The organism is Uliginosibacterium sangjuense (genome assembly GCF_059132465.1).
On sequence record NZ_CP101132.1, the window covers coordinates 938,544 to 964,825 of the forward strand.

The window sequence follows — 26,282 nt, forward strand, 5'->3', positions numbered from 1 at the left end:
AAAAGCAAAAGGCCCGCCGAAGCGAGCCTTGATGCTTGAATTCCTGGTACCTGGTAGGGGCAGTAGGATTCGAACCTACGACCTACGGATTAAGAGTCCGCTGCTCTACCAACTGAGCTATACCCCCAAACCTACCTTCGATTCCGCAACTGGTGGTAGGCCGTGCGGGACTCGAACCTGCGACCAACGGATTAAAAGTCCGCTGCTCTACCAACTGAGCTAACGACCCGCCAGAAGCGAAGTCGCGCATTATAGAGAGCGACTTCGCGGGTTGTCAACGCGCGAGCGTGACTTCTTCCTTCAGGCCAGGCCCAGGCGCTGGACGAGGCTGGAGGTGAGTCCGGCCTGGTTCAGCGTGTAGAAATGCAGGCTGGGCGCGCCACCTGCGATCAGGCGCTCGCACAGGCTGGTGACGACGTCCAGGCCGAAGGCGCGCACGCTGTCGGCATCATCCCCGAAGCCTTCGAACTTGCGCCGCATCCACTGCGGGATCTCGGCGCCGCAGCTTTCCGAGAAGCGCGCCAGCTTGGTGTAGCTCGCAATTGGCATGATGCCGGGCACGACGGGCGTATCGATGCCTTCGCGGCGCAGGGCGTCGACGAAGTGGAAGTAGGCGTCGGCGTTGTAGAAGTACTGCGTGATGGCCGAGTTGGCACCCGCGCGTACCTTGGTCAGGAAGGCCTTGAAGTCGGCTTCGAAGCTGCGCGCCTGCGGGTGTACTTCGGGATAGGCGGCGACTTCGAGGAAGAATTCGTTGCCGCTTTCCTGGCGGATGAAGCTCACCAGTTCATTGGCATAACGGAATTCGCCCGGGTCGGCCATGCCGGAGGGCAGGTCGCCACGTAGCGCGACGATGCGTTTGACACCGATCTCGCGGAATTCCGCCAGGTGTTCGCGGATGCTGGCTTGGGTGGCGCCGATGCAGGACAGGTGCGGTGCGGCATCGAGGCCGGCAGCGCGCAGTTCACGCACGACTTGCAGGGTACGGTCGCGCGTCGAGCCGCCCGCGCCGTAGGTCACGGAGAAGAACTCTGGCTTGAGTGCGGCCAGTTGTTCGCGTACGCCACGCAGTTTCTCCATGCCCTCTGGTGTGGCCGGGGGAAAGAACTCGATGCTGAAGGGAATCTTCTTGCTCATATTCGGGAGAGGGTTCCAGTCGCAGGCCGACTGCCTGGGCAGTCGGCCTGATGTGGATCAGTAGCGGTAGTGGTCGGCCTTGTACGGGCCTTCCACCGGCACACCGATGTACTTGGCCTGTTCTTCGGTCAGCGTGGTGAGCTGCACGTTGAGCGTCTTGAGCTGCAGACGCGCCACCTTTTCATCGAGGTGCTTGGGCAACGTGTAGACGCCGACCGGGTAGTCCTTGGTCTTGGTGAACAGCTCGATCTGCGCAATGGTCTGGTTGGCGAAGGAGGAGGACATCACGTAGCTGGGGTGGCCGGTGGCACAGCCCAGGTTCACGAGACGACCCTTGGCCAGCAGGATGATGCGGCGGCCTGACGGGAAGATGACGTGATCGACCTGCGGCTTGATCTCTTCCCACTGGTACTTCTCAAGCGAGGCGACGTCGATCTCGTTGTCGAAGTGGCCGATGTTGCAGACGATGGCGTTGTTCTTCATCGCAGCCATGTGGTCGTGCGTGATGACGTGGAAGTTGCCGGTGGTGGTGACGAAGATGTCGGCCTTGTCAGCGGCATATTCCATGGTGACGACGCGGTAGCCTTCCATGGCGGCCTGCAGCGCGCAGATCGGGTCGATCTCGGTGACCCACACCTGGGCGGACAGGGCACGCAGGGCCTGTGCCGAGCCCTTGCCCACGTCGCCGTAGCCGGCCACGACGGCAATCTTGCCGGCGACCATCACGTCGGTGGCGCGCTTGATGCCGTCGACCAGCGATTCACGGCAGCCGTACAGGTTGTCGAACTTGGACTTGGTGACCGAGTCGTTCACGTTGATGGCGGGGAACTTGAGATCGCCGCGAGCATGCATCTGGTAAAGGCGATGCACGCCGGTGGTGGTCTCTTCGGTCACGCCACGGATCTTTTCCAGGCGCACCGAGTACCAGCTCGGGTCGGTGGCGAGCTTGGCCTTGATCGCGGCGAACAGGATGGTCTCTTCTTCCGAGCCCGGCTTGGCCAGCACGGAGATGTCTTTCTCGGCCTTGGCGCCCAGGTGCAGCAGCAGGGTGGCGTCACCACCGTCGTCGAGGATCATGTTCGAGTAGCCGCCGTCGGCCCACTCGAAGATGCGGTGCGTGTAGTCCCAGTACTCGACCAGGGTCTCGCCCTTCTTGGCGAACACCGGAATGCCGGCTGCCGCGATGGCGGCCGCGGCGTGGTCCTGCGTCGAGAAAATGTTGCACGAAGCCCAGCGCACGTCGGCACCGAGCGCCTTGAGCGTCTCGATCAGCACGGCCGTCTGGATGGTCATGTGCAGCGAGCCGGTGATGCGCGCGCCTTTAAGGGGCTGGGTCTTGGCGAATTCTTCGCGGATGGCCATCAGGCCGGGCATTTCGCCTTCCGCGATCTTGATCTCCTTGCGGCCCCAATCGGCCAGTTTGAGATCGGTGATGACGTAATCATTGAAGTCAGCCACAGCGTTCATGAGAACTCCTGAAGTGTGGCCGGCGGGGAGGGTGGCAGTGCTCACCGTCTTCCCGTGGCCGGCACGGTTGAACAGGTGAGCGCCGTTGAAACTGGGCCTGGGCGCCCACGGGGCAGCATCAGGTTCCGAGCCTGGGACCAGGGGATAGGTCTCGCAGCGCTCCTCGGAAGCGTTGGATTATAGACGATGATGCGGCGGGCGCTAAGCCCGCGCGGGGTAGGCCTGCAACCAGGCCAGGAGTTCAGCTTCGGGCATGGGCTTGGCGAACAGGTAGCCCTGGGCCTCGTGGCAGCCCAGTTCGCGCAGGGTGTGCCATTGCGCCTCGGTCTCGACGCCCTCGGCGATGACCTGGATGCCCAGGCGCTTGCCCAGCTCGATGACCATGTTGGCGATGCTGCCCTGGGGGCCGCCCTCGAACAGGTCGGCCACGAAGCTGCGGTCGATCTTCAGACGGTCGAAGGACAGGCGCTTCAACTGCGACAACGACGAGTAGCCGGTGCCGAAGTCGTCGATGGCCAGTTGCACGCCGAGCCGGCGCAGCTCCGTGAGGGCTTCGCCGAGCTGGGTGGCGTCTTCCATCGCCACCGACTCGGTGATCTCCAGTTCCAGGCGGTGCGGGTCGATGCCGGTCTCGCGCATGACCTGCTCGATCTCCTGCAGGAAGCGCTGGTGGCGGAACTGGATGGCCGACACGTTGACGGCGATGCGCAGCGCGTCGAAACCCTGCGCATGCAGGCGTGCCAGGGTGGCGCAGGCATTGCGCAGCACGAACTCGCCGATCTCGCGGATCAGGCCGGACTGTTCGGCTGCCGGGATGAAGCGGTCAGGCGGGATCAGGCGGCCTTCGGCGGTGCGCCAGCGTACCAGTGCCTCCATGCCGACCACGCGCGAGCTGGCCAGGTCGATCTGCGGCTGGAAGGCGACGAACAGCTCCTGGTGACTCAGGCCGTAGCGCAGCGCGTTGAGCATCTGCACCCGTTCCTGCGCCTGTGCGGCGAGGGACGGGGAGTACCAGGCGAAGTGGCCGCGATGGCGTGCCTTGGCCTGGCGCAGGGCCTGGCTGGCGGCTTCCAGCACGGCGGCACCATCGCCTGGCACGTCGTCCAGGCGGGCCAGGCCGCAGGTTACGGACACCATGCTCTCTTCGCCCTCGATCGAGAAGGGCGCGTGGAACAGGGCTTGCAGCGTGTCAGGCTGCACGCTGGTTTCCGGGCCCAGCACCGCAAACACATCGGAGGACACGCGGGAGATCACCCAGTCGGGCTGGGCACACAGGCTCAGGCGCTCGGTCACGGCGAGCAGCAGGTAGTTGCCGAAGATGGGGCCCAGGGCTTCGTTGGTGTCGCCGAAGTGGTCGATGTCGATCAGCGCCAGCGTCTGTGGCCCGAGGCCGGAGGACAGGCGCTGGCCGTCGATGGTCTCGCACAGGCTGCGCCGGTTGGGCAGGTTCAGCAGGCGGTCGAAGTAGGCGTAGCGATGCAGGCGGTCGAGCAGCGAACGGTTGTCCAGGCAGGCGAGCAGGGAGCCGATCAGCACGTCGTCCAGGCCCGGGGGCAGGGCGCGCGTGCTCTGGTCCGGAGCATGCTCGACGACGACCAGCAGGTTGAGCCCGGAGGCGCCCACGACATGCAGCACCAGACCCGCCGGGGTGTCGTGCAGGGCCGACCCCGCGTCGATCGCCAGCTCGATGCAGTGGCGTAACGCGGGCTCGTCCAGCGCGCTGAGCGGCTGGCCGCCGAGGTGGCCGAAGCGGCCTTCGGCCTGGCCGATCAGGGGTTCGCCAGTGCCCGTGTGCAGCAGGGCGGCAAAGCCGGCGGCCGGCAAGCCATGCAGTTCGGCGACCTGGCGCAGCGCGGTGCGCTCGAACTCGGCGGCCGAGCGGGTGCGCATGAGCAGGGTGCCGGCCTCGACGATGCGGCGCAGTGCACGTCGCGCGTGCTCGATGGCGCTGATCTGGTCGTAGGCGCGGATGGCCGAAGCCACACAGGTGTAGAGATGGTTGCGCGTCAGCTCCGACTTGGTGCGGTAGTCGTTGATGTCGTAGTCGCGGATCGCCTCGATTTCCGGCGCATAACCGGGCTGGCCGGTGTGCAGGATGATGCGGCAGTCGCTGCGCTTGAGGTCATCGCGGATGTAGCGCACCAGGGTCAGGCCGGAGTCCTCACGCTCCATGACCACGTCCAGCAGCACCACCGCGATGTCCGGCTGCTGCAGTTGCTCGTGCGCCTCGCGCACCGAGTGGGCATGCAGGAACTCGAGGCGGCCGTTGAGGATGCTGAGGTCGCGCAGGGCGAACACGACCGATTGATGCACGCCGGGGTCGTCATCTACGATGAGCACCCGCCAGCGCACTGCGTGTGCGGCGGCATCCTGCGCTTCGCCATCCTCTGCGGCAAAAGTCAGCTCGTCGTTCCCGTTGTCGGCATGCATCCGGGCCATCCATGCAGCTCCTGCTGACGTGATTGGGCCGAAGCATACACGCAGCAGACCGCGCGCAGGAGTGGGGAAAGCTACCAAAGTCGTAGGTCGGTGGCTGCATGCCGCGCGCTACACTTCTCCGCTGTGCAGTGCGGCATGGGCCGCCTGCCGTTTCGCCAGAGAGGGTATGTCATGAGCAAGGCGATCATTGCCACACCACACGCGCCGGCCGCGATCGGCACCTATTCGCAGGCCGTGCGGGTGGGCGATACCGTTTACCTGTCGGGCCAGATCGGCCTGGACCCGGTCAGCATGCAGATGCTGGAGGGGTTCGAGGCGCAGACGGTGCGCGTGTTCGAGAACCTCAAGGCGGTGGCCGAGGCTGCCGGCGGCTCGCTGGCCGATGTGGTGAAGATCAACTTCTACCTGACCGACCTGAGCCACTTCGCGCGCCTCAACGAGATCATGGCGCAGTACTTCAGCCAGCCTTACCCGGCACGGGCTGCGGTCGGCGTGGCCTCGCTGCCGCGCGGCGGGCTGGTGGAGGCCGACGCGGTGATGCATCTGGCTGGTTGATCGCCCGCCACCAAAAAAAAAGAACCCGGCTGGAGCCGGGTTCTTCCGTGATGCGCGCGTGCGCTTACAGGCGGCCAGCGCCGGCGTTCTTCTGTACCGACTTCTTGACCGAATTGCTGGGCATCAGGCTGTAGGTGTAGTTGGTGGCCGGTTGCCAGATGCTCTGGGTGTTTTCCAGCGGAACCTTGCCCTGGGTCACCGCCATCGCCTGGGCGGCGGCCGTGATGCTGCGCGGCTGGCCGTTCAGGAGGGTGCCGCTGTCGTAGAAGTAGGTCTTCTCCAGCACGCCGTTGATGGTGGCGTTGGCGCCGTACCAGTTGAAGAACATCACGCTGTCATCCACCACCGCACCGGTGCCGGCCTTGGGCGCGTTCTTGATTTCGAACACGTTGTTCTCGGCGTAGATCTTGGCGTGGTTGCCGATGCCGATGCCGTACAGGAAGCGGTTCTTCGGCATGTAGGTGTCGCCCGAGGGGGCGTACTGGCCGAGGTAGCCGATGGTGCCGAAGAAGTAGTTGTTGTAGACGTGGACCTTGCCGAAACGCACGCGCGGCAGGCGCTGGCCGGCGTTCTCGTACCAGTTGTGGGCGACCGTGATCGACAGCGCGCCCCAGCCGTTGGCAGGGGTCGCGGTGTTGGAGCTACCCAGCAGGTTGGTCTTGTCGTGGTTCTCGAACAGGTTGTGCGAGATGGTCACGAAGTCGGAGGTGCCGGTGACATCCAGCGCGCCGTCGTGGCGCACCACCAGGTAGTCCTGGCCGACGTGCGGCGCTTCGAACACCGAGGGGTACTTCCAGTCTTCACGACCGCCGTCGTTGAAGGTGCAGTGGTCGACCCACACGTTCTTCGAGTTGACGACCGAGACGTTGTCGAATTCGGTGTTCCAGCGGCCGCCGGGGCACTTCTGCGGGCCGGTGGATGCATCGACGTAGGTCGCCTGGCAGCCGGGGGTGGGCGGATTGGTCAGCGAGAAGGAGTCGGTCGGGTCCCACTCGGGGAAGTGGTCGAAGGCGTCTTCGAAGGTGATGTTGCGGATCACCACGTTGTTCACGTTGCTCACCGACAGTTGGCCGTTGGTGATGCGGGCGCCGTCGCCCAGGCCGATCAGCGAGGTGTTGGAACCGACGGGGATCTTCACCACGGCGGCCTGCTTGGCCGACGAGGCCTGGCGGGCGGTTTCCAGCGGGCCGGTGGGCAGCTTCGGACGGTTGCGCGCGGCATCCCAGTTGGCCGGGTTGGCGGTCCACACGCTGGGCTTGTAGGCGGCGACGTAGGCGGCGAAGTCGTAACCCGGGTCCTTGAAGTCGTTGAAGCCGAGCTCGCGGCCGCTGGCATCGGTGGACAGGTTGATCTTGCCCTTGATGTAGATGATCTTCTTGGTGGCATCCGGGCCGGCGGCCGAGGTGAAGGTGCCGTTGGGGTTGATCACGGCGTCCGGCATCAGGGCCTTGATCAGTTCGGTGCGGGTGCGCACGGTGTAGGTGTGAGCGGCGTCAGCGCCGTGGCCGCCGGTGGTGCCGCCATTGGTGGCAGCCCAGCCGAACGCGCCGAGCGAATCGGGCGTCTTGCCGGCCAGCGCCTGGCCGGCCGACAGGGCCAGCGCGACGGCGGTCACGACAGGCAGGTACTTGAAGCGAAGCTTGGACCCTTGCATCTGAATCTCCTGTTATCACTGTTTGCAAGCGCCCCGTGTGCGGTGCACCGTGAGCGGCTTGTTGATGAAGGTCACGGCTTGTTGCTGCACCGTGTTCGCGTTCGTGGCGATGACATGCCGTGAGCGCCGGGCGATTCTGTGGATGCTTCCGTGACGGCGCAATCGCCCAACGGTGCGGCGCGACTTGTATGGTGACAATTTGCGACCGGCGATTCCTTATCGGGGATGAGCGGTGCCGAATGGCATGGTCCGCGAGTGGGGACGCATGGGGTGACACAGCATGCAAGGCGGAATGCTGCCGTTTGCATGGAAACCGGCCTTCAGGTGAAATGCTGCGGTGCCACGCCCGCCCGTTCCCCCTTCCGAGTCCGTCACCCCCCCGCGCAAGTCGGCCCTTGCCGGTCGCCTGGAGAAGCTGGGCGTGTTCCGCGAGGCCGACCTGCTGCTACACCTGCCACTGCGCTACGAGGACGAGACGCAGCTCACGCTCATCGCAGCCGCCGCACCGGGGCAGCCGGTGCAGGTGGAGGGTGAGGTCGAACATGCCGAGATCACCTTCCGGCCGCGGCGTCAGTTCGTGGCGCGTCTGCGTGACGACAGCGGCACGCTGACGCTGCGCTTCCTGAATTTCTACCCCAGCATCACCAAGCAACTCGAAGTGGGCCGGCGGGTGCGCGCCTTCGGCGAGCTGCGCGGCGGTTTCTGGGGCGAGGAGATGGTGCACCCGCGGATCGTCGCGGTGGAGGCGGGCAGCACACTGCCGCAGGCCATGACGCCCGTCTATCCGGCGACGGCCGGGCTGGCGCAGAGTGCGCTGCGCAAGCTGGTGGCGCGCGCCTTCGAGCGCTGCGCGATGGACGATCTGTTGCCCGAAGCTTTGCGCCGCAGCCTGCACCTCCCGGGCTGGGAACGCAGCCTGCGCTTCCTGCACCAGCCGACGCCCGAGGCGAGCCTGGCGTCCCTCGAAGACAGAAGTCACCCAGCGTGGCGGCGCATCAAGTTCGATGAGCTGCTGGCGCAGCAGATTTCGCTGCGCAAGGCCTATGCCGAGCGGCGCAGCCATGCCGCGCCGGTGTTGCGGCCGACCGGTGCGCTGACGGCACGCCTGCTGCACGCCCTGCCTTTCAGCCTGACCGGCGCGCAGCATCGCGCGGTCGATGAGATCGCGCGCGACCTGGCGCAGCCGCACCCGATGCAGCGTCTGTTGCAGGGCGACGTGGGCAGCGGCAAGACCATCGTCGCCGCGCTGGCCATGTTGCAGGCGGCCGAGAACGGCTACCAGGCGGCGCTGATGGCACCCACCGAAATCCTCGCCGAGCAGCACTGGCGCAAGCTGGCGGGCTGGCTGGAACCGCTGGGCGTGCCCGTAGTGTGGCTTTCCGGTTCGCAGAAGAAGAAGGAGCGTGCCGCCATGCTGGCGCGCCTGGACAGCGGCGAAGCCTTGCTGGTGGTCGGCACCCACGCGCTGATCGAAGACAGCGTGGCGATGAACCGCCTGGGGCTCGCCGTGGTCGACGAGCAACACCGCTTTGGTGTGCGCCAGCGCCTGGCGCTGCGCGAGAAGCTCGCCGGCGGCCTGCCGCACATGCTGATGATGAGTGCCACGCCGATCCCGCGCACGCTGGCGATGAGCTACCTGGCCGACCTCGACGTGTCGGTGCTCGACGAACTGCCGCCGGGGCGCACGCCGATCCTGACCAAGCTGGTGGCGGATACGCGCCGCGATCAGGTCATCGCGCGCGTGCGCGATGCCTGCCGCGAGGGGCGTCAGGCTTACTGGGTGTGCCCGCTCATTGAAGACGTTACGACCCCCGCTTCGCCCGCTGCGGTCGAAGCGCCCCCCAAGGGGGCCAGGCGCGCCTTGGGGCGGCCCGGCGGCGCGCCTGATCGCGAAGCGCTTCAGTTGCAGACCGCACAGGACACCTACGAAACGCTGACGGCCGAGCTGCCCGAGTTGCGCGTGGGCCTGGTGCATGGCCGCCTGAAACCGGACGAGAAGGCAGCCGTGATGGAGGCCTTCGTGCGCAACGAGGTGCAACTGCTGGTGGCGACGACGGTGATCGAGGTCGGCGTGGACGTGCCCAATGCGAGCCTGATGGTCATCGAGCATGCCGAGCGTTTCGGCCTGGCCCAGTTGCACCAGTTGCGCGGCCGCGTGGGGCGCGGCGCGGCGGCGTCGAGCTGCGTGCTGCTGTATGCACAACCGCTGTCGCAGAACGGCCGGGCGCGGCTCAAGGCGATCTACGAGACCACCGATGGCTTCGAGATTGCGCGGCGCGACCTGCAACTGCGCGGTCCGGGTGAATTCATCGGGGCGCGGCAGAGCGGTGCGGCGCTGTTGCGCTACGCCGATCTGGAGACGGATGTCGACCTGGTCGAGGCGGCGCACCAGGCCAGTGAACAGATGCTGCGCGACTTCCCGCTGCAGGCCGAGGCCTTGCTGGAGCGCTGGTACGGCGGTCGTGCGGCGTATCTGAAAGCCTGAGCCAAGGGCTCAGCGCGGCGCGGGCGGCGGGACCGACTGGATGGCGTGATTCAGGCGCTGCATCAGCTCGCCGTCGACGCGCTTGCTGCAGTAGAAGTAGCGTGGCTCCGGGCTCTGCAAGTCCTGCAGGGGCACGATGCGCAGCGGGCCGCCCGAGGGCAGGCCGCGCAGCAACTCGCGCGCCTCGTCCTCATGCAGCAGCATGAAATCGAGACGAGCGGCGGCCAGCATCTTGGCCAGGTGCTCGTTTGACTGGGCGATGAAGGTGGTCTTGGCCTGTGCGCCGGCCAGCAGGGCCTGTACGCGGTCGCTGTAGTGCAGGCCGCGTTGCAGGCCCCAGGTGAGCCCACTGTCGGCGGCCCAGGACTGGAGCGTGGCGGGTTGCGGGTAGAGCTGCCCTTGGCGGACCAGCGCCACGTAGGGGGCGGTGATGAACAGTACCTGGCTGAACTGGCCCTGGCGGCTCCGCTCCGGCGTCAGCAGGCGCCCCAAGGCGCAGGCCGGCGCCAGGTTCTGGGCGATGTCGTGGTCTTGCCGGGCGACGTTGGCGGCGATCAGGTCCACCTCGATGCCGGCGCGCTGCAGCACCTCGGCCGCGCGGCTGCCCAGGCTACCGCTCAGGCGCCCTTCGTTGAGCGTGACCAGGGGCGGCCGCAGGTCGTAGTACAGGGTCAGGCGCTCCGCTCCGCTGCTCGCCGGGCAAACAAGCAGCAAGGCGAACAGCACGGGTGGGCCGTGGCGCATGGAGCTTCGGCGCTACAGCGCGCGTGCCGCCGTCTGCATGGCTTGGCGCAGGGCCAGGGTGTCTTCGATGTCCAGCTCGCTCAGGCCCAGGCGGTCGAGCAGGCCGGCGGGCATCTGGCTGGCGATTAGGCGCGAGTCATCGTGGTCGCTGATGCCCTGCGCCATCAGCACGGCCAGGGCCAGCACGCCGGCGTAGCCGTTGGCGCCTTCTTCCGTGGCTGCGCAGTAGTGGCGCAGTGCATTCTGGATCACCGCAGGGAAGTGCCAGTGCTCGGTGAGCAGGGCGCCGACCTCGCCGTGGTCGGTGCCGGTGAGTTCTTGTTCGAAGGCGACCAGCTCGGCCAGGCTCAGGTCGCGTCCGATGGCGGCAAGCTGGGCGGCGTGGTCGCTGCGGGTCATGCAGATCAACAGGTGGCCGATGCGATGCATCAGGCCCGCGGTGTAGGCCAGCTCGGGCGACAGGCGCGCATGGCGGCCAAGCTCGCGGGCGATCAAGGCGGTCAGCAGGCCGTGGCGCCAGAAGGCCGGCAGATCGACCCCCGGCACTTCCTTGAACGCGCCGCTGACGCCCGAGGCGATGACCAGGGTGCGCAAGGCGTTGAGACCGATCAGCACGACCGCGTCGTCGATGGCGCCGACCTTGCGCGTGGCGTGGTAGTAGCTGGAGTTGGCCAGGCGCAGGATGCGCGCGGACAGCACCGCGTCCTGCCGCACCTGGTCGACCAGCGCGCCGAGGTCGGAGTCTTCTTTGCCGAGGCTGTGGATCAGTTCCTGCACCACGCGCGGGATCACGGGCATGCGCGAGAGAACATCGCCCGTCTGCAAGTTCTGGCTCATGGGAGCATCCGGTATCGGGTTGTCGAGGTGGGGCGGGGCCGCCCCTGTCCACGGTTTACGGCTGCGTCACCGGAGGGCTTGATGCCGGCTGGCAGACGCGCGGTGTTCAGGCGATGGCGGCGGCTTCCGCGGCGAAGGCCTGGAAGCGGATGAACTGCTCCGGCCAGTTGAGCTGGCCCAGGTTGAGCCGCTGGCACAGTGGGGCGGGCAGGGTGGCGATGATGTCCGGCTCGGCATGGCCATGGGTCAGGCCCCAGGCGATGCGCGCGGCCAGGTGCACCAGGCCGGCCTGGGGGCCCCCTTCGGGATTGTCCGGCTCGGCATACCAGCGCACCGCATTCCGGATCACGACGGGGAAGTTCCACAGCCGGGCCTGCTCGGCCCCCACCTCGCAGTGGTCCAGGCCCAGCAGCGTGCGCTCGGCGGCGATCAGTTCGGATACCGGCCCCTCATGCAAGGCATGGCTGATGCCTGCGGCCTGGTCGGGCAGGGCCAGGGCGATCAGCAACTCGCCGACGCGGTGGATCAGGCCGGCGGTGTAGGCATATTCACCATTGGCGCCGGCCGGGCGGGCGAGGCAGCGCGCCACCATGGCGGTAAGCATGGCGTGGCGCCAGAAGGGTTGCAGCGCGACGCCGGGTACTTCGTGGAAGGTCCAGGTGACGCCGGAGGTGATGACGAGGGTGCGCAAGGCGTTCAGGCCGATCAAGGTGACCGCGTCGTCGATCGCGCCGATCTTGCGGCTGACGCCGTAGTAGCTGGAGTTGGCCAGGCGCAGCACGCGCAGGGACAGGGCCTGGTCATGCTTGACCTCGGCGATCAGGGCGTGCAGGTCGGCGTCCGGATTGTCCAGGGTATGGATCAGCTCCTGCACCACGCGCGGGATGCTGGGCAGGCGCGGCAGCTTGTCGAACAGCTCGTCGGTGGCGTGCATGGCGGGATGGCCGGATAGGGGTGAGGCCATTCTAGCCGAGCCGGATCACCGTAGAACGCCGATCGGGGACACACACCCTTTTTGTCGGTCAGGTGGCTTCAAGCCGCCTGTGCTGCGGATTGTGTTGATGCAAATGCTTCTTGCAGTGCGGCGGCGGGCAACTGGCGGCCGATCAGCACGATACGGCTGCTGCGCGCCTCCTCGGGCATCCATTCACGGCCGTAGTCGAAGCCGGCAATGCGGTGCACGCCCTGGAAGATCAGGCGACGGGCTTCGCCCGCGATGGACAGGATGCCCTTGTAGCGCAGCAGGTCGACGGCATGTGTTTCGATCAACTGGTCGACGAAGCGGGACACCGCATCCAGGTCCAGCGGGGCGGCGCATTCCAGCACCAGCGAATGGACGTCGGCGTCCCAGGAGCGGACGGGGCTGCCGAACACGCCTTGCCGCATCGGCGCGGCCTGGCGAGCGCGGGCGGGCGGCATGCCACGTTCATCGAGGCGGAAACCGCCGATCGCCAGCAGGTCGCGCCAGTCTTCGTCCTGGCCGGCGACCGCGATGCGCGCACGCGCGTTGATGAAGGCCAGGCGGCGGCACAGGGTCTCGATGTGTTCGCTGCTGACGAGGTCGGCGCGCGTGATGAGCAGGCGGTCAGCAAAGGCGACCTGCGAGGCCGCCACACGCTCGCGCGCGAACTGTTCATCGAAATGGCAGGCGTCGATGAGGGTGATCACCCCGTCGAGCTGGAAGCGCGCACGCAGGCCCTCGTCCCAGAAGAAGTTTTGCACCACGGGTGCCGGATCGGCCAGGCCGGTGGTCTCGATCACCAGGCGGTCGAAGACCAGCGTGCCGGCATCGCGTCGGGCCAGCAGGTCGTGCAGCGCGGCGGACAGCTCACCGCGCACGCTGCAGCAGATGCAGCCGTTGGCCAGTTCCACCACCGTGGTCGCCGCGCGGTCCAGCAACTCGCCGTCGATGCCGGTGGCACCGAACTCGTTCTCGATGACCGCGATGCGCTCGCCATGTGGCGCGGCCAGCAGGCGGTTGAGCAGCGTGGTCTTGCCGGCGCCGAGGAAACCTGTGAGGAGGGTGACGGGGATCATATTCTCAAGGACTGAGGACTGAGGACTGAGGACTGAGGACTGAGGACTGAGCGGTGGGGCCGTGGGCTTGAGTGTTTTACTCAGTCCTCCGTCCTCGTAACTCAGTCCTGCGGTTTAACAGCATTTCCCATTGGCGCCGCCGAAGCGCGCTTCCTGGCGTTCGCGGAAGAATTCTTCGTAGCTCATGGGTTCGCGCTCAGGATGCTTCATGCGCATGTGCTGCACATAGGCGTCGTAATCGGGAATGCCGATCATGAGCCGGGCAGTCTGGCCGAGGTATTCGCCCATGCGGGCGAGGTCCTTGAACACGTGTCGTCTCCGTGGTGAGTGTCTTCTGGACTGCCCCCGGTGAGGGGCAGGCCGCAAGAGACTCGGCGGCGCACCGGGTGAGGTGCGCCGCCGCTTGACGGTCAGGCCGAGACCTGGCCGGGCAGGGCCTCGTAGGCCGATTCCTTGGCGGTCGGATGGTTGGCCGCGTAGGCCTTCATGCAGGCGCGGATGCCGAACACCAGGATCGACACCACCACCAGCATGAACAGGCCGCACAGCGCTGCATCCAGGTAGTTGTTGAAGATGATCTGCTGCATCTGCGCCACCGATTTGGCCGGCGCCAGCACCTCGCCGCGCGTGGCGGCGGCGTCGAAGCGGGCGGCGTTGGCGAGGAAGCCGATCTTCGGATTCTCATGGAAGATCTTTTGCCAGCCAGCGGTCAGCGTGCAGGCCAGCAGCCACACGGTGGGCATGATGGTGACCCAGGCGAAGCGCTCGCGCTTCATCTTGAACAACACCACGGTCGCCAGCGTCAGTGCCACGGCAGCCAGCATCTGGTTGGCCACGCCGAACAGCGGCCACAAGGTGTTGATGCCACCCAGCGGGTCAACCACGCCCTGGTACAGGAAGTAACCCCAGGCTGCCACGCACAGACCGGTGGCGATCAGGTTGGGGCCCAGTTTCTCGGTGCGCTTGAAGGCCGGCACGAAGGCGCCCAGCAGGTCCTGCAGCATGAAGCGCCCGGCGCGGGTGCCCGCATCGACGGCGGTGAGGATGAACAGCGCCTCGAACAGGATCGCGAAGTGGTACCAGAAGGCCATCATCGCCTTGCCGCCGATCACGCCCGAGATGATGTGCGCCATGCCCACGGCCAGGGTCGGGGCGCCGCCCGCGCGCGAGATGATGGTGTGCTCGCCCACGTCCTTCGCGGTCTGCGTCAGCACCTCGGGGGTGACGACGAAGCCCCATTGCGAGATCTTGGCGGCGACTTCCACCGCATCCTTGCCGATCACCGCAGCCGGGCTGTTCATCGCGAAGTAGACGCCGGGGTCTATGACCGAGGCGGCAACCAGGGCCATGATGGCCACGAAGGATTCCATCAGCATGCCGCCGTAGCCGATGAAGGCTGCGTGGCGCTCGTTGTCGAGCAGCTTGGGCGTGGTGCCGGAGGAAATCAGCGCGTGGAAGCCAGACACGGCGCCGCAGGCGATGGTGATGAACAGGAAGGGGAACAGGTTGCCGGACCACACCGGGCCGGTGCCGTCGATGAACTTGGTGACATGCGGCATCTGCATCATCGGGGCGACGAACACGATGCCCAGCGCGAGGCCAATGATGGTGCCAATCTTCAGGAAGGTCGACAGGTAGTCACGCGGCGCCAGCAGCAGCCACACCGGCAGCGAGGCGGCGACGAACCCGTAGCCGATCAGCATCCAGGTCAGTTGCGTACCGGTGAAGGTGAAGGCGGCGGCCCAGGCGGGGTTCTGCGACACCTGGCCACCCAGCAGGATGGCGGCGATCAACAGCACGAAGCCGACGACCGAGATCTCGCCCACCTTGCCGGGACGGATGTAGCGCATGTAGACGCCCATGAACATCGCGATGGGAATCGTCGCGGCCACCGTGAAGGTGCCCCAGGGCGATTCGGCCAGGGCCTTCACCACGATCATCGCCAGCACGGCGAGGATGATCACCATGATCAGGAAGGCGCCGAACAGCGCGATCATCCCGGGGATTTCGCCCAGTTCGCTCTTGATCAGGTCGCCCAGCGAGCGGCCGTCACGGCGCGAGGAGATGAACAGCACCATGAAGTCCTGCACCGCGCCGGCCAGCACCACGCCGGCGACGATCCACAGCAGGCCGGGCAGATAGCCCATCTGCGCGGCCAGCACCGGTCCGACCAGCGGGCCGGCGCCGGCGATGGCGGCGAAGTGGTGGCCGAACAACACGTTCTTGTCGGTCGGCACATAGTCCAGGCCGTCGTTGTACTTCACGGCCGGGGTGACCCGCGTGGGGTCCACGCCCAGTACGCGGTTGGCGATGTACAGCCCGTAGTAGCGATAAGCCACGAGGTAGATCGACACGGCAGCCGTGACGACCCACAGGGCGTTGATGGTCTCGCCGCGCGACAGCGCGACGAAGGCGAGGCAGAAGGCGCCGAGCAGGGCTAGCGCCGCCCAGCCCAGTTTGGGCAGGATTGCTTTCATTTGTCTCCTCCAGTATCGGGATGGACCCGGTTGCTTAGGCAGGCCACGGAGGGCGGCCCGACTTGCGTTGAAGTATCGTGATCGCGCAAGGACCGCGCATCGGTGCGAGCACGCAGGGCGGATGCGTGGCAGCACGTAAGGGGTTTCCGCAGTCTGCGGTGCAGCATGGGCGGCGGACGTATCATCCTGGGGCGTTCAACGATTTCCCGTCATGCAACTCCGCCTCAAATTCGTCCTCCTCGCGATCGTGCCTTTGTTGCTGGCCATCGCGGCCATTGCCTCGGTGGTGCGGCTGGAGGCACGCGCGCTCGCGGCGGCCGAACTGGCGGTGGTCGAGCCGGTGCTGATGGCGGCGCGCAAGGCCGAACTGCAGCACTACGTCGACCTCGCGCTGGGCGCTGTCGACCACCTGGTACAGCGCGACGACGCGGCCGCCCGCGCAGAGGCCTTGCGCGTGCTGGCCAAGCTCGACTTTGGCAGCGACGGCTACTTCTTCGTCTACGACATGCAGGGGCGCAACCTCATGCACCCGCGCCAGCCCGAACTGGTGGGGCGCGACCTGTGGGACATGCGCGACCCGGAGGGGGCGCCCACCATCCAGCGCCTGATCCAGCGGGCGCGCGAGGGCGGCGGCTTCGAGCAATTCATGTGGCAGCGTCCCTCCACCGGCCAGGTCGAGCACAAGCTCGGCTATGTCACGCAGATCGAGCGCTGGGGCTGGATGCTCGGTACCGGCATCTACCTCGACGACATTGCCGAGACGCGCGCACGCATCGACCGCGAAGCGACCCAGGCCATCCACAACACCATGGCGGTGATCGTCGGCATCGCCATCGTCGCTACCGTGCTGGTCGCGCTGGCGGCGTTGGCATTGAACGTTTCCGACCGGCGCGATGCGGAGGAGCAGATGCGCCTGCTGGCACGCAAGGTGGTGCGCTCGCAGGAGACGGAACGCGCCCGCGTGGCGCGCGAACTGCACGACGGCGTGAGTCAGAGTCTGGTGTCGGTCAAGTTCATGCTGGAGAGCGCGCAGGCCCGCTGCGACAAACTCTCGGACGAGGCGCGCGCGGCCATCGAGCGTAGCCTGGGCGGCGTGAACGAAGTGATCCGCGACTTGCGCCGCATCTCGCACGGCCTGCGCCCCACGCTGCTCGACAGCCTGGGCCTGGTGGCTGCGTTGAATCAGGTGCTGCGTGAATTCGGCGAGCGCACCGGCATCCTCGCGCAACTCGATGCCGACCCCGGCGTGCGTCCGCCCGATGCGGTGGCCACGGCCCTGTTCCGCGTCACCCAGGAAGCGCTCAACAACATCGAACGCCACGCCCAGGCCAGCGAGGCGCATGTGACACTACGGCTGGGCACGGACGGCCTGCGCCTGAGCGTGGCCGACAACGGGCGGGGCTTCGACGTGGCCCAGGTGGAGGAGGCCGCGCGCGGCGGGCTGGGGCTGTCGAGCATGCGTGAGCGCGTCGAGACCCTGGGCGGGCGCTTGCAGATCGACGCTGGCCCCAGCGGCACGCGTATCGAGGCCTGGCTGCCGCCGTCGACGCTCAAGGCGGGTTGAGGAGAAGAAAATGGATGGAGCACACACGGACGGCGGGGTACGCCTGTTGCTGGTGGACGATCACCCACTGGTGCGCGACGGCGTGCGTGCGCGCCTGGAGGCCGACCCGCGCTTCCGCGTGGTGGCCGAGGCGGGGGATGCCACCAGCGCGCTGGCCGCGGTGCGACAGCATCAACCGGACTGCGTGCTGATGGACATCTCGCTGCGTGGCACGCACGGCATCGACCTCACGCGCCAGTTGCTGGCCGGCTGGCCGGATCTGCAGGTCATCATGCTGACCATGCACGACGAGCCGCAGTACGTGGTCGAGGCCTTTCGCGCCGGTGCACGCGGCTATGTGCTGAAGGACAGCCCGGCACAGGAGATCGTCGCCGCCATCGAGGCGGTGATGGCCGGGCGCCGCTACTACACCGCCGCGGTGGCCACCGCCCTGGCCGAGGCCAGCCTGCCCGAGCCCGCCCTCACCCAGCGCGAGCGCGAGGTGCTGGACCTCATCGCGGACGGCCTGTCCAACAAAGAGATTGCCTCCCGCCTGGACCTCTCGGTGCGCACCGTCGAAGCGCACCGCATCAACATCAAGCGCAAGTTCGAACTCGAGGGCACCGCCGCGCTCATGCGCTTTGCCGTCGAGCGCAAGGGTTCCCGGCTGTAGGGCGGAACTCCGCAGGAGGTTCCGCCGTTTCCGTCGCGCACTGACCCATGGCCGCCCTCAGAAAGTAGCCTGGATGCAGCGAAGCGGAATCCGGGATCATCACCCTGATCCATGACTCTCCCCGGATTCTCGGCCTGCGGCCTCCATCCGGGCTACTTGCTTGGATGAAAAGTGGTTGCCTGAGTGGCAGCAGAGGGAACTGCGTGCGCAGGCGCTGATTGAGTCGTTCAGGGTCGATGGTAGGTAGTCCGTAGGGCGGAACTCCACAGGAGGTTCCGCCTTACGCGGCACGCTTTCCGCCGGTCCGCGCCGGTTGCAACACGGCCTCGCAGCCGGCTTCGGCGCCGAACATCCAGCGCTGCGCCAGCAGTGTGGCGATCGCGCGTGTCGCGGCATCGCTGGTGCTGTCCTCAGCTAGGCAGTCGAGCAGGCACACGATGCGCTGCGCGCCCCAGCCGCAGGGCTGCTCCACGAATTGCGTCATGGCCAGCAGGCAGGCCGCCAGGCGTGTCTCGGCGGCGAGCCGTTCGCTGCTGGCGGCCCACAGCTCCAGTTCCGGCGCGCCCATGTCAGTGCTCCCCCTGCGGGAGTCCGCGCGCCAGCAGGCCGGCCAGCACATGGCCGCGCCAGCGCAGGGCCAGCGCGCTGCACAGCTCGCTCAGGCGCGCGTCCCCCTCGTTTTGCTCGGCCGCGCATTCGAGGTGGCGCGCGACCTGCAGTGCATTTTCGGGGCAGGGGCATTCGACGTAGCGCGTCATGGCGAACAGCGTTGCGCCGGCAAGGGATTGCTGGGGTGAAGCGAAGAGTTCGGACATGGCGGCCTCCGTGGAATGACAGCTTCATTCTATATAAATGCGAATCATTCGCAAGTAAGAAATTGTATCAATGGTTGCTAATAACAACCGTTGTGGATAGCATTGATTTCGTCCGCCCCATGCCGGCGCCATTCCCGCTTTCATTGCCCCATGTCTTCCGCCGATTCCGTCCTGCTGTCCGATACCGCCCTGCTGCGTCAGGCCATGCTGTTCTTCCAGCTCGAACAGCGCCATCTGCTGGCTGCGCAGGGCAGCCATACCCATGGCCGCATGTTGATCGTGCTGCGTCGCAAGGGGCCGCTGGCGCAATCGGATCTGGCACGCATGCTGTCGCTGGAGAAAAGCTGGGTCAGCCGCGCGCTGGACCGGTTGGTGGAGGCGGGTTGGGTGAGCCGCGAGGCCGACGCGGCCGACCGGCGCCGTCTGATGTTGAGTCTGACGCCGGCCGGGCTGCAGCAGGCGCAGGAACTGGAGGGCGTGCTCGACCGGCATGCTGCTGCCGTGCTGGCGCGCCTGCCCGAGGCCGAACGGGGGCCGGTGGTGCAGGCCATGCGCGCCCTGCATGCGGTGCTGGACCCGACGACGAAGCCGGGCTGCGCGGAGGGCCGGAAATGAGTCGCGCACCGCAGAACTTCGCCACCCGTCTGGCCGCGATGACGGGCATCTGCCTCGTCATCATGCTGATTGCCATCGACTCCACCGTGGTCGGTACCGCCATGCCGCGCATCGTGGCCGAGCTGGAGGGCTACGCGCTGTACCCCTGGATCGCCTCGGCCTACCTCATGACCAATGCGGTGATGATCCCCATCACCGGGCGCCTGGGCGACCTGTATGGACGCAAGTATTTCGTGCTCGCCGCGGTCATCCTGTTCACGCTGGCCTCCGCCTTGTGCGGCATGGCGCAGAGCATGCTGCAACTGGTGCTGGCGCGTGGCCTGCAGGGGGCTGGCGGTGGCATGCTGGTGGGGGTGGCCTTTGCCAGCGTGCCGGACGTCTTCCCCGACCGGCTGCAGCGTGTGCGCTGGCAGGCCATGCTGTCGGCCAGTTTTGGCATCGCCAGTGCGATCGGCCCTTCGCTGGGTGGCTGGCTGACCGAGCATGCCGGCTGGCGCAGCGTGTTCTACGTGAACCTGCCGGTGGCCCTGCTCGCGCTGCCCGTGATCTGGCGCTACCTGCCCCACATCGTGCACCACGAGGGCGAGGACAAGAGCATCGACTGGGCGGGTGCGCTGCTGCTTGCCGCCGCCCTGTGCAGTTTGTTGCTGGCCACCGAGTACGGTCAGGCGCACGGCCTGTTGCACCCCCTGGTGCTGCTCCTGACGCCCCTCGCGCTGCTGCTGGGCGGCGCCTTCGTGTGGCACCAACACCATTCGCGCGCACCCATCGTGCCGGCCGAGATGTTCGCCAACCGTGACGTACGCAAGCTCGCCGCGCTGGGCGTGCTGACCGGCTTCTCCATGTTCGTGCTGGTGTTCTACGCGCCCTTGCTGCTGCAGGGCAGCTTCGGGATGAGCCCGGCCACCGCCGGCTTCGTGCTGACGCCGCTGCTGGTCAGCATCACCGTGGGCAGCATCATCAACGGCCGCCTGTTGCCGCGCCTGGCACGCCCCGAGCGGCTGATCGCCTGGGGCCAGCTTCTGCTGTGCGTGGCCTGCCTCGCCCTGACCCTGGTCGACCGCGACTCGCCGCGCTGGCTGCTGATGAGCCTGCTGGGCCTGTGCGGGCTGAGCCTGGGCTTCCAGTTGCCCAATCTCACACTGCAGATGATGGCCGTGGTCGGCCGTCTGCACCTGGGGGTGGGGACGGCCATGGTGCAGACCACGCGCATGCTGGGCTCCATGGTCGGCGTCAGCATCGCCGGGGTGATCGTCAATGCCGCGTTCGCCCAGCGCATCGGCCAGGCGCTCGACAGGGCCGGGCTGGCCGCCAGCGAGGTCGGCCAGATCATGGCGACCCCGCAGGTGCTGGTGCGCGCCGAGGACCAGGCGCACCTGCTGGCGCTGGCCGGCCAGCAAGGCTTCGACATGCAGGCCCTCATCGTCCAGGCGCAGGCCGGTCTGGCTCACGGCATCCACAGCGCCTTCGTGGTGGCCGCCGTGCTGGCCATGCTGGGCGTGCTGATCAGCCTGCGTCTGCCGCATTACGCGGTCAAACCCGCCCAGCCTTCCTGAACCCAAGCATCAAGCCCGGGCCCTGCGGTGCCGATATGGCGCCATGGGCCGGCAGTTCTGACTTTGCCGAGACTCGAAACATGAAACAACATCGTTACCGCGTGACCCTGGAACATCTTGCCGACCCGCAAGGGGCGCCTTCTGCGTATGCTGAGGCCCTGCAGTTCGAGGTGGGCAACCATGACGACATCTTTTCCGTCGTGGCGCGTGTGCGTCAGCGCGGCGACCTCGACGAGCAGGCGGCCACGGCCTTTGCCGTCGGCCTCAAGCTGTTCAGCGAGGTCATGCTGGAGAACAAGTCGCACCCACTGTTCGTGGCTTTCCGGCCACACTTCGCGGAATTCATGAAAGCCCTCAAGCAAGGCCCGGCGCGCGACGCCTGAGCCGATGCCACGAGGGCAAGCCAAGGTTTGATCGTCATGTCAGGAATGGAAACCTTCATGTGGCGCGGCCTGCTCAAGTGGGCAGAGCTGACGGCCATCGCCGAGCAGGTGCTGGAACGCTGGAACAGCGTGACCGAATTCGTGGTCAAGCTTGACCAGCGCGAGCGCATCTGGACCGTGCGCCATAACAGCACGATCCAGCCCTTCCTGGTGATCTCGGAGGATTCTCTGCGCGGGTCCGCCCCGCGCATCGGCAATCCGCTGCCCATGCTCCTGCTCATGGGCATGGTGCACGCGCGGCCGGGCTGTGTGGAAGTGAGCTTTGCCAACGGCCAGAAGATCGACCTACAGAAGCTGGAGCTGGCCGACCTGACCGGCCTGCTGCCGCAGGCCACGCATCCGGCCCATCGCAAGCTGGCCGAGCTGTCCAAGCAGTGCGGCACCCCGCTCGCCTGAGCGTAGGCCGCCCATGAAAAAGCCGCTCCGGAGAGCGGCTTTCTTTTGGGCGCGGGAAGCGGCTTACTTCTTGGCTTCCGGCTTGGCCGCGGGCTTGGCAGCCGGGGCGGAGGCGGCGGGTGCCGCAGCCTTGGTCACGCCCAGCAGCTCCACTTCGAAGGCCAGCGTGGCGTTCGGCGGAATGGCCGCGCCAGCGCCGTTCTCGCCGTAGGCGATGGCGGACGGGCAGACCAGCTTGGCCTTGCCACCGACCTTCATCTTCTGCACGCCTTCGCCCCAGCACTTGATCACGCCATTGAGCGGGAATTCGATCGGTTCGCCGCGCTTGTAGGAGCTGTCGAACTCCTTGCCGTTGGGCAGGGTGCCACGATAGTGCACCTTCACCGTGTCATCGGCGCCGGGGGCCTGACCGCTGCCGTCCTTGAGCGAGATGTACACGAGACCGGAAGCGGTCTTCACCGCACCTTTTTCCTTGGCGGCCTTGTCGGCGAAGGCCTTGCCTTCGGCCGCGGCCTTCTCGCCCTGCGCGGCGCGGCGGGCTTGCGCCAGCGGCTGCAGCTTGGGACCGTACTGTTCCAGCTCCACGGCCGGCTTGGCACCGGTCACCGCGTCGGTCAGGCCCTTCTTGACCAGTTCCAGCTCGGCCGGGCTCATGCTGAACACCGAGGCCTGCTGCCCCATGGCCAGACCCAGGGCGTAGAAGGTCTTTTGTTCCTCGGTCATGTCGGCGGCGACGGAGAGCTGTGCGGCGAAGGCGAGCGACAGCGCGAGAGCGATCTTCTTCATGCTATTCCTTGTGCAAGAGGCGTCCGCGGTCGGCAGGCCGGTCACCTTGGCCGGTGCATCGTGGGCGCGAGGAAGCGAAGGATACGGCATTTGGCCGGTCGTCGGCGTGACGCTACTGTGCCGGTCGGTGGCGGGCAGACGTACGGCGGCGGCTCAGCTCGCCAGCAAGGCCTCGAAGGCCAGTGCGGCCTGGCTCACCGGACGGCGCGGCAGGCGCAGCCGGTACAAGGTACGCGACAAGGGCTGTGGCGTGGCGATCTCGGTCACGCGGCCCAGCGCCAGCAGGTCGGCCGCCGTGATCTGCGGCACCATGCCCAGGCCCAGGCCGGCCGCCACGCTCTGCAGGATGGCCTCGTTGCTGCCGACTTCCAGCGCGCGTGCGATCTGGATGTCCAGCTCGCCCAGCGTGCGCTCCACCACCTCGCGGCTACCCGAGCCGGGCTCGCGCATGATCCAGGTCGCCCCGGCCAGGGCTTTGGTCGAGAAGCTCCGCGCGGCCAGCGGCGAGCCGGGGGGCGCTACGATCAGCATGCGCTCCTCGCGCCAGGGTCGCGCCTCCAGGCGCTCGTCTTCCACCGGCCCTTCGACCAGCGCCACATCGACCTCGCAATCGATCAGCCACTGCGCCACATGCTGCGTGTTGCCCGACTGCACGCGGATCTGGATGCCCGGGTGTGCCTGCGCGAAGCGCGCCACAAAAGGGGGCAGCCAGTAGGTGGCGATGGTCGTGCTGGCGCCGATGGTCAGCGTGCCGCGCTCCATGCTGTAGAAGGATTGCACCGCGTCGACCGCCGCGCGTTCCATCGCGAAAATGCCGCGTGCATACTCGTAGAGCACCTTGCCAGGTTCCGACACGCTGAACTGGCGACCGCCCCGGTCGAGCAGTACCACATCGAGCTGCGACTCCAGCTCGCGCACCGCTTTCGACACCGCCGGCTGGCTCACCGCCAGTACCTCGGCGGCGCGCGAGAAGCTCTTCTGTTCGACGACAGTGGCGAAGATGCGCAGGAGGTGAAGGTTCATTTTTGCTGAGGACGGAGGATTAAGAGCCGAGTGCGGAGTGCGGCGATCACTCCATCCACGACGCAGCGGTCACGGCCAAGCCCGCGCGCCGAACATCATGCGCTTGGCAACGAAGTGGCGTAGCGGCGGGACGACGTCCATGGCCAGCAGGCCGGCGCCGCGCAGGTGGGTGAGCAGCGGGTTGTCGCTGGAGAACAGGCGTACCAGACCGTCGGTGAAGCCGATGGCGCCCAGGCGGTCGACACGGCGGCGGCTGGCGTAGGCGCGCAGCAGGCTGGGCGAGCCGGGATCGGGTTCTTCGCGCAGGGTGTCGGCCAACTCCCAGGCGTCGCGCAGCGCCAGGTTGAAGCCCTGGCCGGCGACCGGGTGCAGGGTCTGCGCGGCGTTGCCTAGCCACACCACGCGATCCTGTGCCGGCTGGCTGCGGTACTTGAGGCCCAGCGGGTAGTGGGCGCGCTGGCCCACGCTGCGCAGCGCGACGCGCTGGCCGAAGGCGGTTTGCAGCAGGCGGCACAGGCTGGCGTCGTCTTCCTGCAACAAGGCCTGCAGGCGGGCGCCGGAGACGGTCCATACCACGGTGTAGTCCTGGCCCAGCGGCAGCAGCGCGATGGGGCCGTCGGGTGTGAAGCGCTCCCAGGCGCGGCCGCCGTGCGGCTGCATCGTCGTCGCGCGCAGCAGCAGCGCATGCTGATCGTAGTCGCGCTGGTGAATGCCTTTGTCATTGTCGGTGGCGGCCAACACGGCGCCTTCGCAGCAGACGGCGAGAGAGGTCGGCACGTCGTGGGTGTGCTCATGCGCGCGAATCCGCAGCGTCACGGCGCCCGGGCTGTGCTGCAGGTCCTCGACGCGCTGGCCGTAGTGCACGACGATGCCGCGTGCGTGCGCACGCTGTGCCAACGCGCTGGTGACTGCTGCGGCGGGCACCACGTAACCCAGCGCCGGCAGACCATAGTCGGCGGCCTCCATCAGCGTGCGGCCCAGCGCGCCACGCTGTGAGACGTGGATGGTGGTGATGGCGGTGGCCTGCGCGGCGGGCCAGGCGTCGAGTTGTTCGAGCAACTGGCGGCTGCCGTGCGATAAGGCCAGTACGCGCGCATCGCGTTGGGCTGATGCCGCATCACGCGCATCGAAGACCTGTACGGCATGACCGGCGTCGGTCAGGCGCAGGGCACTGGCGAGGCCCAGCGGGCCGGCGCCGACGATGGCGATGTTCGGCGTGGAGCCTGCGTCAGCCATGGGCGTCGGCCATCAGGGCTTCGATGCCCGCCACGGTCTTGGGCGTGTCGATGGTCAGGATGTCGTGGCCGTCGGCGGTGATCAGCACGTCGTCCTCGATGCGCACGCCGATGTTCCAGAAGGCCTCGGGCACATCCTCCGCGGGGCGGATGTAGCAACCGGGTTCGACCGTCAGCACCATGCCGGGCTCCAGCGGACGCCAGGCTCCGTCGAGCTTGTATTCGCCGCAGTCGTGCACGTCCATGCCCAGCCAGTGGCCGGTGCGGTGCATGTAGAAGCGGCGGTAGCTGGCGGTCTCCAGCACTTCGCTCAGGCTGCCCTGGAGCAAGCCCAGGTCGAGCATGCCCTGGGCCAGCACGCGCACGGCGGCCTCGTGGGTGGCGTCATAGGGCGTGCCCGGTTTGCATTCCGCCAGCGCCGCCGCCTGCGCCTGCAGCACGAGCTCATAGACCTCGCGTTGGGGGCCGCTGAAACGGCCGTTCACCGGGTAGGTGCGGGTGATGTCGGAGGCGTAGCCGTCGAGTTCGCAACCGGCGTCGATCAGCAAGAGATCGCCATCCCTGAGCTGAGCTTCGTTGCTGACGTAATGCAGCACGCAGGCGTTGCCGCCACCGGCCACGATGCTGGTGTAGGCCGGGTACTGCGAGCCGCCGCGGCGGAAGGCGTGCAGCAGCTCGGCTTCGATCTGGTATTCGTGCAGGCCGGGGCGGGTGGACTGCATGGCGCGGCGATGCGCCTCGCCGCTGATGGCAGCCGCGCGGCGCATGGTGGCGACCTCACTGGCGTCCTTGATGAGGCGCATTTCGTCGAGCTGCATGCGCACGTCGCGGATGTCGTTGGGGACGCGTACGCCGGCACGCGTGCGCGCGCGCAGCGCATTCAGGGCGTCGAAGATCTGGCTGTCCCAGCACACGTCATAGCCCAGCGAGTACCACAGGGCCGGCTGGTCGGCGAGCAGGTCGGGCAGGCGCGTCGTCAGTTCGTCGCTGGAGAAGGCATCGTCGAAGCCGAACAGCTCGCGCGCGCCGTCCGGCCCGTAGCGGTAACCGTCCCAAATCTCGCGCTCGATGTCGCGCGGGCGGCAGAACAGTACGCTGCGCGCTGGGCTGCCCGCGCCGTCGCCGGCGATCAGCACCAGGGTGGCGCCGGGTTCGCGGAAGCCGGTCAGGTAGTAGAAGTAGCTGTCGTGGCGGTAGGGATACTCGGTGTCACGGTTGCGGCGCCGCTCCGGCGCGGTGGGGATCACGGCCACGCCGCCGCCGGCATTGCGCAGGCGCTGGACTAGTCGCGCACGGCGTGCAGCGAAGGGGGCGAGGTCGTAGGCGGGTTGCAGGGGGTGGGGGGCGTTCATGATGGGGCGCCTT

At 67.2% G+C, this 26,282-nt stretch carries 24 protein-coding genes, 2 tRNA genes and 1 riboswitch; of the genes, 8 read left to right on the forward strand and 18 right to left on the reverse strand.

The window, feature by feature from the left end; genetic code table 11:
• Nucleotides 1-51: 51 nt before the first annotated feature.
• The 5 genes from NMB43_RS04270 to NMB43_RS04290 form a co-directional block, all read right to left on the reverse strand.
• Nucleotides 52-127 (reverse strand) — tRNA-Lys (locus NMB43_RS04270).
• Between the two features lie 26 nt (nucleotides 128-153).
• Nucleotides 154-229, reverse strand: a tRNA-Lys gene (locus NMB43_RS04275).
• Nucleotides 230-300: 71 nt separating this feature from the next.
• On the reverse strand, nucleotides 301-1,137 hold the full coding sequence (metF, locus tag NMB43_RS04280) for a methylenetetrahydrofolate reductase [NAD(P)H] (protein WP_494350919.1): 837 nt from the start codon (nucleotides 1,135-1,137) through the stop codon (nucleotides 301-303).
• A 57-nt stretch (nucleotides 1,138-1,194) separates the two neighbouring features.
• Nucleotides 1,195-2,604, reverse strand: coding sequence for an adenosylhomocysteinase (gene ahcY / locus NMB43_RS04285; RefSeq protein WP_494350920.1), 1,410 nt, complete (start codon nucleotides 2,602-2,604; stop codon nucleotides 1,195-1,197).
• Nucleotides 2,605-2,674: 70 nt separating this feature from the next.
• Nucleotides 2,675-2,775: riboswitch (S-adenosyl-L-homocysteine riboswitch) on the reverse strand.
• A 30-nt stretch (nucleotides 2,776-2,805) separates the two neighbouring features.
• A complete protein-coding gene (locus NMB43_RS04290; protein ID WP_494350921.1) occupies nucleotides 2,806-5,043 on the reverse strand; it encodes an EAL domain-containing response regulator in 2,238 nt (745 codons plus the stop codon).
• A 171-nt stretch (nucleotides 5,044-5,214) separates the two neighbouring features.
• On the opposite strand from NMB43_RS04290, the gene NMB43_RS04295 reads away from it, so the two are divergent.
• Nucleotides 5,215-5,598, forward strand: a complete 384-nt coding sequence (locus NMB43_RS04295) for a RidA family protein (protein WP_494350922.1) — start codon at nucleotides 5,215-5,217, stop codon at nucleotides 5,596-5,598.
• Nucleotides 5,599-5,662: 64 nt separating this feature from the next.
• Here the strand turns inward: NMB43_RS04295 and NMB43_RS04300 are convergent, their stop codons facing one another.
• Entirely contained in the window at nucleotides 5,663-7,252 is a 1,590-nt protein-coding gene (locus NMB43_RS04300) for a pectate lyase family protein (RefSeq protein WP_494350923.1), read from the reverse strand.
• Nucleotides 7,253-7,589: 337 nt separating this feature from the next.
• Between NMB43_RS04300 and recG the strand changes: the two genes are divergently transcribed.
• Nucleotides 7,590-9,737, forward strand: a complete 2,148-nt coding sequence (gene recG / locus NMB43_RS04305; RefSeq protein WP_494350924.1) for an ATP-dependent DNA helicase RecG — start codon at nucleotides 7,590-7,592, stop codon at nucleotides 9,735-9,737.
• Nucleotides 9,738-9,746: 9 nt separating this feature from the next.
• Here the strand turns inward: recG and NMB43_RS04310 are convergent, their stop codons facing one another.
• The 6 genes from NMB43_RS04310 to NMB43_RS04335 all read right to left on the reverse strand — a co-directional run bounded on the left by NMB43_RS04310 (nucleotide 9,747) and on the right by NMB43_RS04335 (nucleotide 15,832).
• Nucleotides 9,747-10,481: a substrate-binding periplasmic protein gene (locus NMB43_RS04310; RefSeq protein WP_494350925.1), complete on the reverse strand. Its 735-nt coding sequence runs from the start codon at nucleotides 10,479-10,481 to the stop codon at nucleotides 9,747-9,749.
• Between the two features lie 12 nt (nucleotides 10,482-10,493).
• On the reverse strand, nucleotides 10,494-11,318 hold the full coding sequence (locus NMB43_RS04315; RefSeq protein WP_494350926.1) for an HDOD domain-containing protein: 825 nt from the start codon (nucleotides 11,316-11,318) through the stop codon (nucleotides 10,494-10,496).
• Nucleotides 11,319-11,424: 106 nt separating this feature from the next.
• The gene (locus NMB43_RS04320; RefSeq protein WP_494350927.1) at nucleotides 11,425-12,282 is read right to left on the reverse strand and encodes an HDOD domain-containing protein; all 858 of its coding nucleotides are present in this window, start codon (nucleotides 12,280-12,282) and stop codon (nucleotides 11,425-11,427) included.
• Nucleotides 12,283-12,350: 68 nt separating this feature from the next.
• Entirely contained in the window at nucleotides 12,351-13,355 is a 1,005-nt protein-coding gene (locus NMB43_RS04325; RefSeq protein ID WP_494350928.1) for a CobW family GTP-binding protein, read from the reverse strand.
• Nucleotides 13,356-13,469: 114 nt separating this feature from the next.
• A complete protein-coding gene (locus NMB43_RS04330; RefSeq protein WP_494350929.1) occupies nucleotides 13,470-13,664 on the reverse strand; it encodes a YbdD/YjiX family protein in 195 nt (64 codons plus the stop codon).
• Between the two features lie 101 nt (nucleotides 13,665-13,765).
• Nucleotides 13,766-15,832, reverse strand: coding sequence for a carbon starvation CstA family protein (locus tag NMB43_RS04335; protein ID WP_494350930.1), 2,067 nt, complete (start codon nucleotides 15,830-15,832; stop codon nucleotides 13,766-13,768).
• 211 nt (nucleotides 15,833-16,043) lie between these two features.
• Here NMB43_RS04335 and NMB43_RS04340 point away from each other — a divergent pair, with 211 nt between their 5' ends.
• Nucleotides 16,044-17,396 carry a cache domain-containing protein gene (locus NMB43_RS04340; RefSeq protein WP_494350931.1) on the forward strand — a complete coding sequence of 451 codons (1,353 nt, stop codon included), beginning with the start codon at nucleotides 16,044-16,046 and terminating at the stop codon, nucleotides 17,394-17,396.
• Nucleotides 17,397-17,406: 10 nt separating this feature from the next.
• Nucleotides 17,407-18,048, forward strand: coding sequence for a response regulator (locus NMB43_RS04345; RefSeq protein WP_494350932.1), 642 nt, complete (start codon nucleotides 17,407-17,409; stop codon nucleotides 18,046-18,048).
• Nucleotides 18,049-18,328: 280 nt separating this feature from the next.
• On the opposite strand, the gene NMB43_RS04350 is transcribed toward NMB43_RS04345, so the two are convergent.
• Both NMB43_RS04350 and NMB43_RS04355 read right to left on the reverse strand, forming a co-directional pair.
• Nucleotides 18,329-18,616, reverse strand: a complete 288-nt coding sequence (locus NMB43_RS04350) for a hypothetical protein (RefSeq protein ID WP_494350933.1) — start codon at nucleotides 18,614-18,616, stop codon at nucleotides 18,329-18,331.
• A 1-nt stretch (nucleotide 18,617) separates the two neighbouring features.
• A complete protein-coding gene (locus NMB43_RS04355) occupies nucleotides 18,618-18,863 on the reverse strand; it encodes a hypothetical protein (protein WP_494350934.1) in 246 nt (81 codons plus the stop codon).
• A gap of 150 nt (nucleotides 18,864-19,013) precedes the next feature.
• On the opposite strand from NMB43_RS04355, the gene NMB43_RS04360 reads away from it, so the two are divergent.
• The 4 genes from NMB43_RS04360 to NMB43_RS04375 all read left to right on the forward strand — a co-directional run bounded on the left by NMB43_RS04360 (nucleotide 19,014) and on the right by NMB43_RS04375 (nucleotide 21,873).
• A complete protein-coding gene (locus NMB43_RS04360; protein ID WP_494350935.1) occupies nucleotides 19,014-19,478 on the forward strand; it encodes a MarR family winged helix-turn-helix transcriptional regulator in 465 nt (154 codons plus the stop codon).
• Nucleotides 19,475-21,034, forward strand: coding sequence for an MFS transporter (locus tag NMB43_RS04365; protein ID WP_494350936.1), 1,560 nt, complete (start codon nucleotides 19,475-19,477; stop codon nucleotides 21,032-21,034). Before NMB43_RS04360 ends, NMB43_RS04365 begins: the two co-directional genes overlap by 4 nt.
• 80 nt (nucleotides 21,035-21,114) lie before the next feature.
• Nucleotides 21,115-21,417 carry a DUF3861 domain-containing protein gene (locus NMB43_RS04370; protein WP_494350937.1) on the forward strand — a complete coding sequence of 101 codons (303 nt, stop codon included), beginning with the start codon at nucleotides 21,115-21,117 and terminating at the stop codon, nucleotides 21,415-21,417.
• A 36-nt stretch (nucleotides 21,418-21,453) separates the two neighbouring features.
• The gene (locus NMB43_RS04375; protein ID WP_494350938.1) at nucleotides 21,454-21,873 is read left to right on the forward strand and encodes a hypothetical protein; all 420 of its coding nucleotides are present in this window, start codon (nucleotides 21,454-21,456) and stop codon (nucleotides 21,871-21,873) included.
• A 63-nt stretch (nucleotides 21,874-21,936) separates the two neighbouring features.
• On the opposite strand, the gene NMB43_RS04380 is transcribed toward NMB43_RS04375, so the two are convergent.
• From NMB43_RS04380 to pepP, 4 genes are all read right to left on the reverse strand, one after another.
• The gene (locus NMB43_RS04380; protein WP_494350939.1) at nucleotides 21,937-22,659 is read right to left on the reverse strand and encodes an FKBP-type peptidyl-prolyl cis-trans isomerase; all 723 of its coding nucleotides are present in this window, start codon (nucleotides 22,657-22,659) and stop codon (nucleotides 21,937-21,939) included.
• A gap of 153 nt (nucleotides 22,660-22,812) precedes the next feature.
• Nucleotides 22,813-23,682: a LysR substrate-binding domain-containing protein gene (locus NMB43_RS04385; RefSeq protein WP_494350940.1), complete on the reverse strand. Its 870-nt coding sequence runs from the start codon at nucleotides 23,680-23,682 to the stop codon at nucleotides 22,813-22,815.
• Between the two features lie 69 nt (nucleotides 23,683-23,751).
• Complete coding sequence (locus tag NMB43_RS04390; protein ID WP_494350941.1) at nucleotides 23,752-24,918, reverse strand: FAD-dependent monooxygenase; 1,167 nt, start codon at nucleotides 24,916-24,918, stop codon at nucleotides 23,752-23,754.
• Entirely contained in the window at nucleotides 24,911-26,269 is a 1,359-nt protein-coding gene (pepP, locus tag NMB43_RS04395; protein WP_494350942.1) for a Xaa-Pro aminopeptidase, read from the reverse strand. Before pepP ends, NMB43_RS04390 begins: the two co-directional genes overlap by 8 nt.
• Between the last annotated feature and the right edge of the window lie 13 nt (nucleotides 26,270-26,282).

Excerpts from the sequence above, each read along its gene's own strand:
- NMB43_RS04390 (WP_494350941.1), bottom strand. The coding sequence starts at position 24,918 with ATGGCTGACGCAGGCTCCACGCCGAACATCGCCATCGTCGGCGCCGGC.
- NMB43_RS04320 (WP_494350927.1), bottom strand. The coding sequence starts at position 12,282 with ATGGCCTCACCCCTATCCGGCCATCCCGCCATGCACGCCACCGACGAG.
- NMB43_RS04315 (WP_494350926.1), bottom strand. The coding sequence starts at position 11,318 with ATGAGCCAGAACTTGCAGACGGGCGATGTTCTCTCGCGCATGCCCGTG.
- NMB43_RS04365 (WP_494350936.1), top strand. The coding sequence starts at position 19,475 with ATGAGTCGCGCACCGCAGAACTTCGCCACCCGTCTGGCCGCGATGACG.
- NMB43_RS04300 (WP_494350923.1), bottom strand. The coding sequence starts at position 7,252 with ATGCAAGGGTCCAAGCTTCGCTTCAAGTACCTGCCTGTCGTGACCGCC.
- NMB43_RS04380 (WP_494350939.1), bottom strand. The coding sequence starts at position 22,659 with ATGAAGAAGATCGCTCTCGCGCTGTCGCTCGCCTTCGCCGCACAGCTC.
- NMB43_RS04290 (WP_494350921.1), bottom strand. The coding sequence starts at position 5,043 with ATGGCCCGGATGCATGCCGACAACGGGAACGACGAGCTGACTTTTGCC.
- ahcY (WP_494350920.1), bottom strand. The coding sequence starts at position 2,604 with ATGAACGCTGTGGCTGACTTCAATGATTACGTCATCACCGATCTCAAA.
- NMB43_RS04375 (WP_494350938.1), top strand. The coding sequence starts at position 21,454 with ATGTCAGGAATGGAAACCTTCATGTGGCGCGGCCTGCTCAAGTGGGCA.
- NMB43_RS04310 (WP_494350925.1), bottom strand. The coding sequence starts at position 10,481 with ATGCGCCACGGCCCACCCGTGCTGTTCGCCTTGCTGCTTGTTTGCCCG.
- NMB43_RS04360 (WP_494350935.1), top strand. The coding sequence starts at position 19,014 with ATGTCTTCCGCCGATTCCGTCCTGCTGTCCGATACCGCCCTGCTGCGT.
- NMB43_RS04350 (WP_494350933.1), bottom strand. The coding sequence starts at position 18,616 with ATGGGCGCGCCGGAACTGGAGCTGTGGGCCGCCAGCAGCGAACGGCTC.
- NMB43_RS04295 (WP_494350922.1), top strand. The coding sequence starts at position 5,215 with ATGAGCAAGGCGATCATTGCCACACCACACGCGCCGGCCGCGATCGGC.
- NMB43_RS04340 (WP_494350931.1), top strand. The coding sequence starts at position 16,044 with ATGCAACTCCGCCTCAAATTCGTCCTCCTCGCGATCGTGCCTTTGTTG.
- NMB43_RS04385 (WP_494350940.1), bottom strand. The coding sequence starts at position 23,682 with ATGAACCTTCACCTCCTGCGCATCTTCGCCACTGTCGTCGAACAGAAG.
- NMB43_RS04345 (WP_494350932.1), top strand. The coding sequence starts at position 17,407 with ATGGATGGAGCACACACGGACGGCGGGGTACGCCTGTTGCTGGTGGAC.
- pepP (WP_494350942.1), bottom strand. The coding sequence starts at position 26,269 with ATGAACGCCCCCCACCCCCTGCAACCCGCCTACGACCTCGCCCCCTTC.
- NMB43_RS04370 (WP_494350937.1), top strand. The coding sequence starts at position 21,115 with ATGAAACAACATCGTTACCGCGTGACCCTGGAACATCTTGCCGACCCG.
- NMB43_RS04355 (WP_494350934.1), bottom strand. The coding sequence starts at position 18,863 with ATGTCCGAACTCTTCGCTTCACCCCAGCAATCCCTTGCCGGCGCAACG.
- metF (WP_494350919.1), bottom strand. The coding sequence starts at position 1,137 with ATGAGCAAGAAGATTCCCTTCAGCATCGAGTTCTTTCCCCCGGCCACA.
- NMB43_RS04325 (WP_494350928.1), bottom strand. The coding sequence starts at position 13,355 with ATGATCCCCGTCACCCTCCTCACAGGTTTCCTCGGCGCCGGCAAGACC.
- NMB43_RS04335 (WP_494350930.1), bottom strand. The coding sequence starts at position 15,832 with ATGAAAGCAATCCTGCCCAAACTGGGCTGGGCGGCGCTAGCCCTGCTC.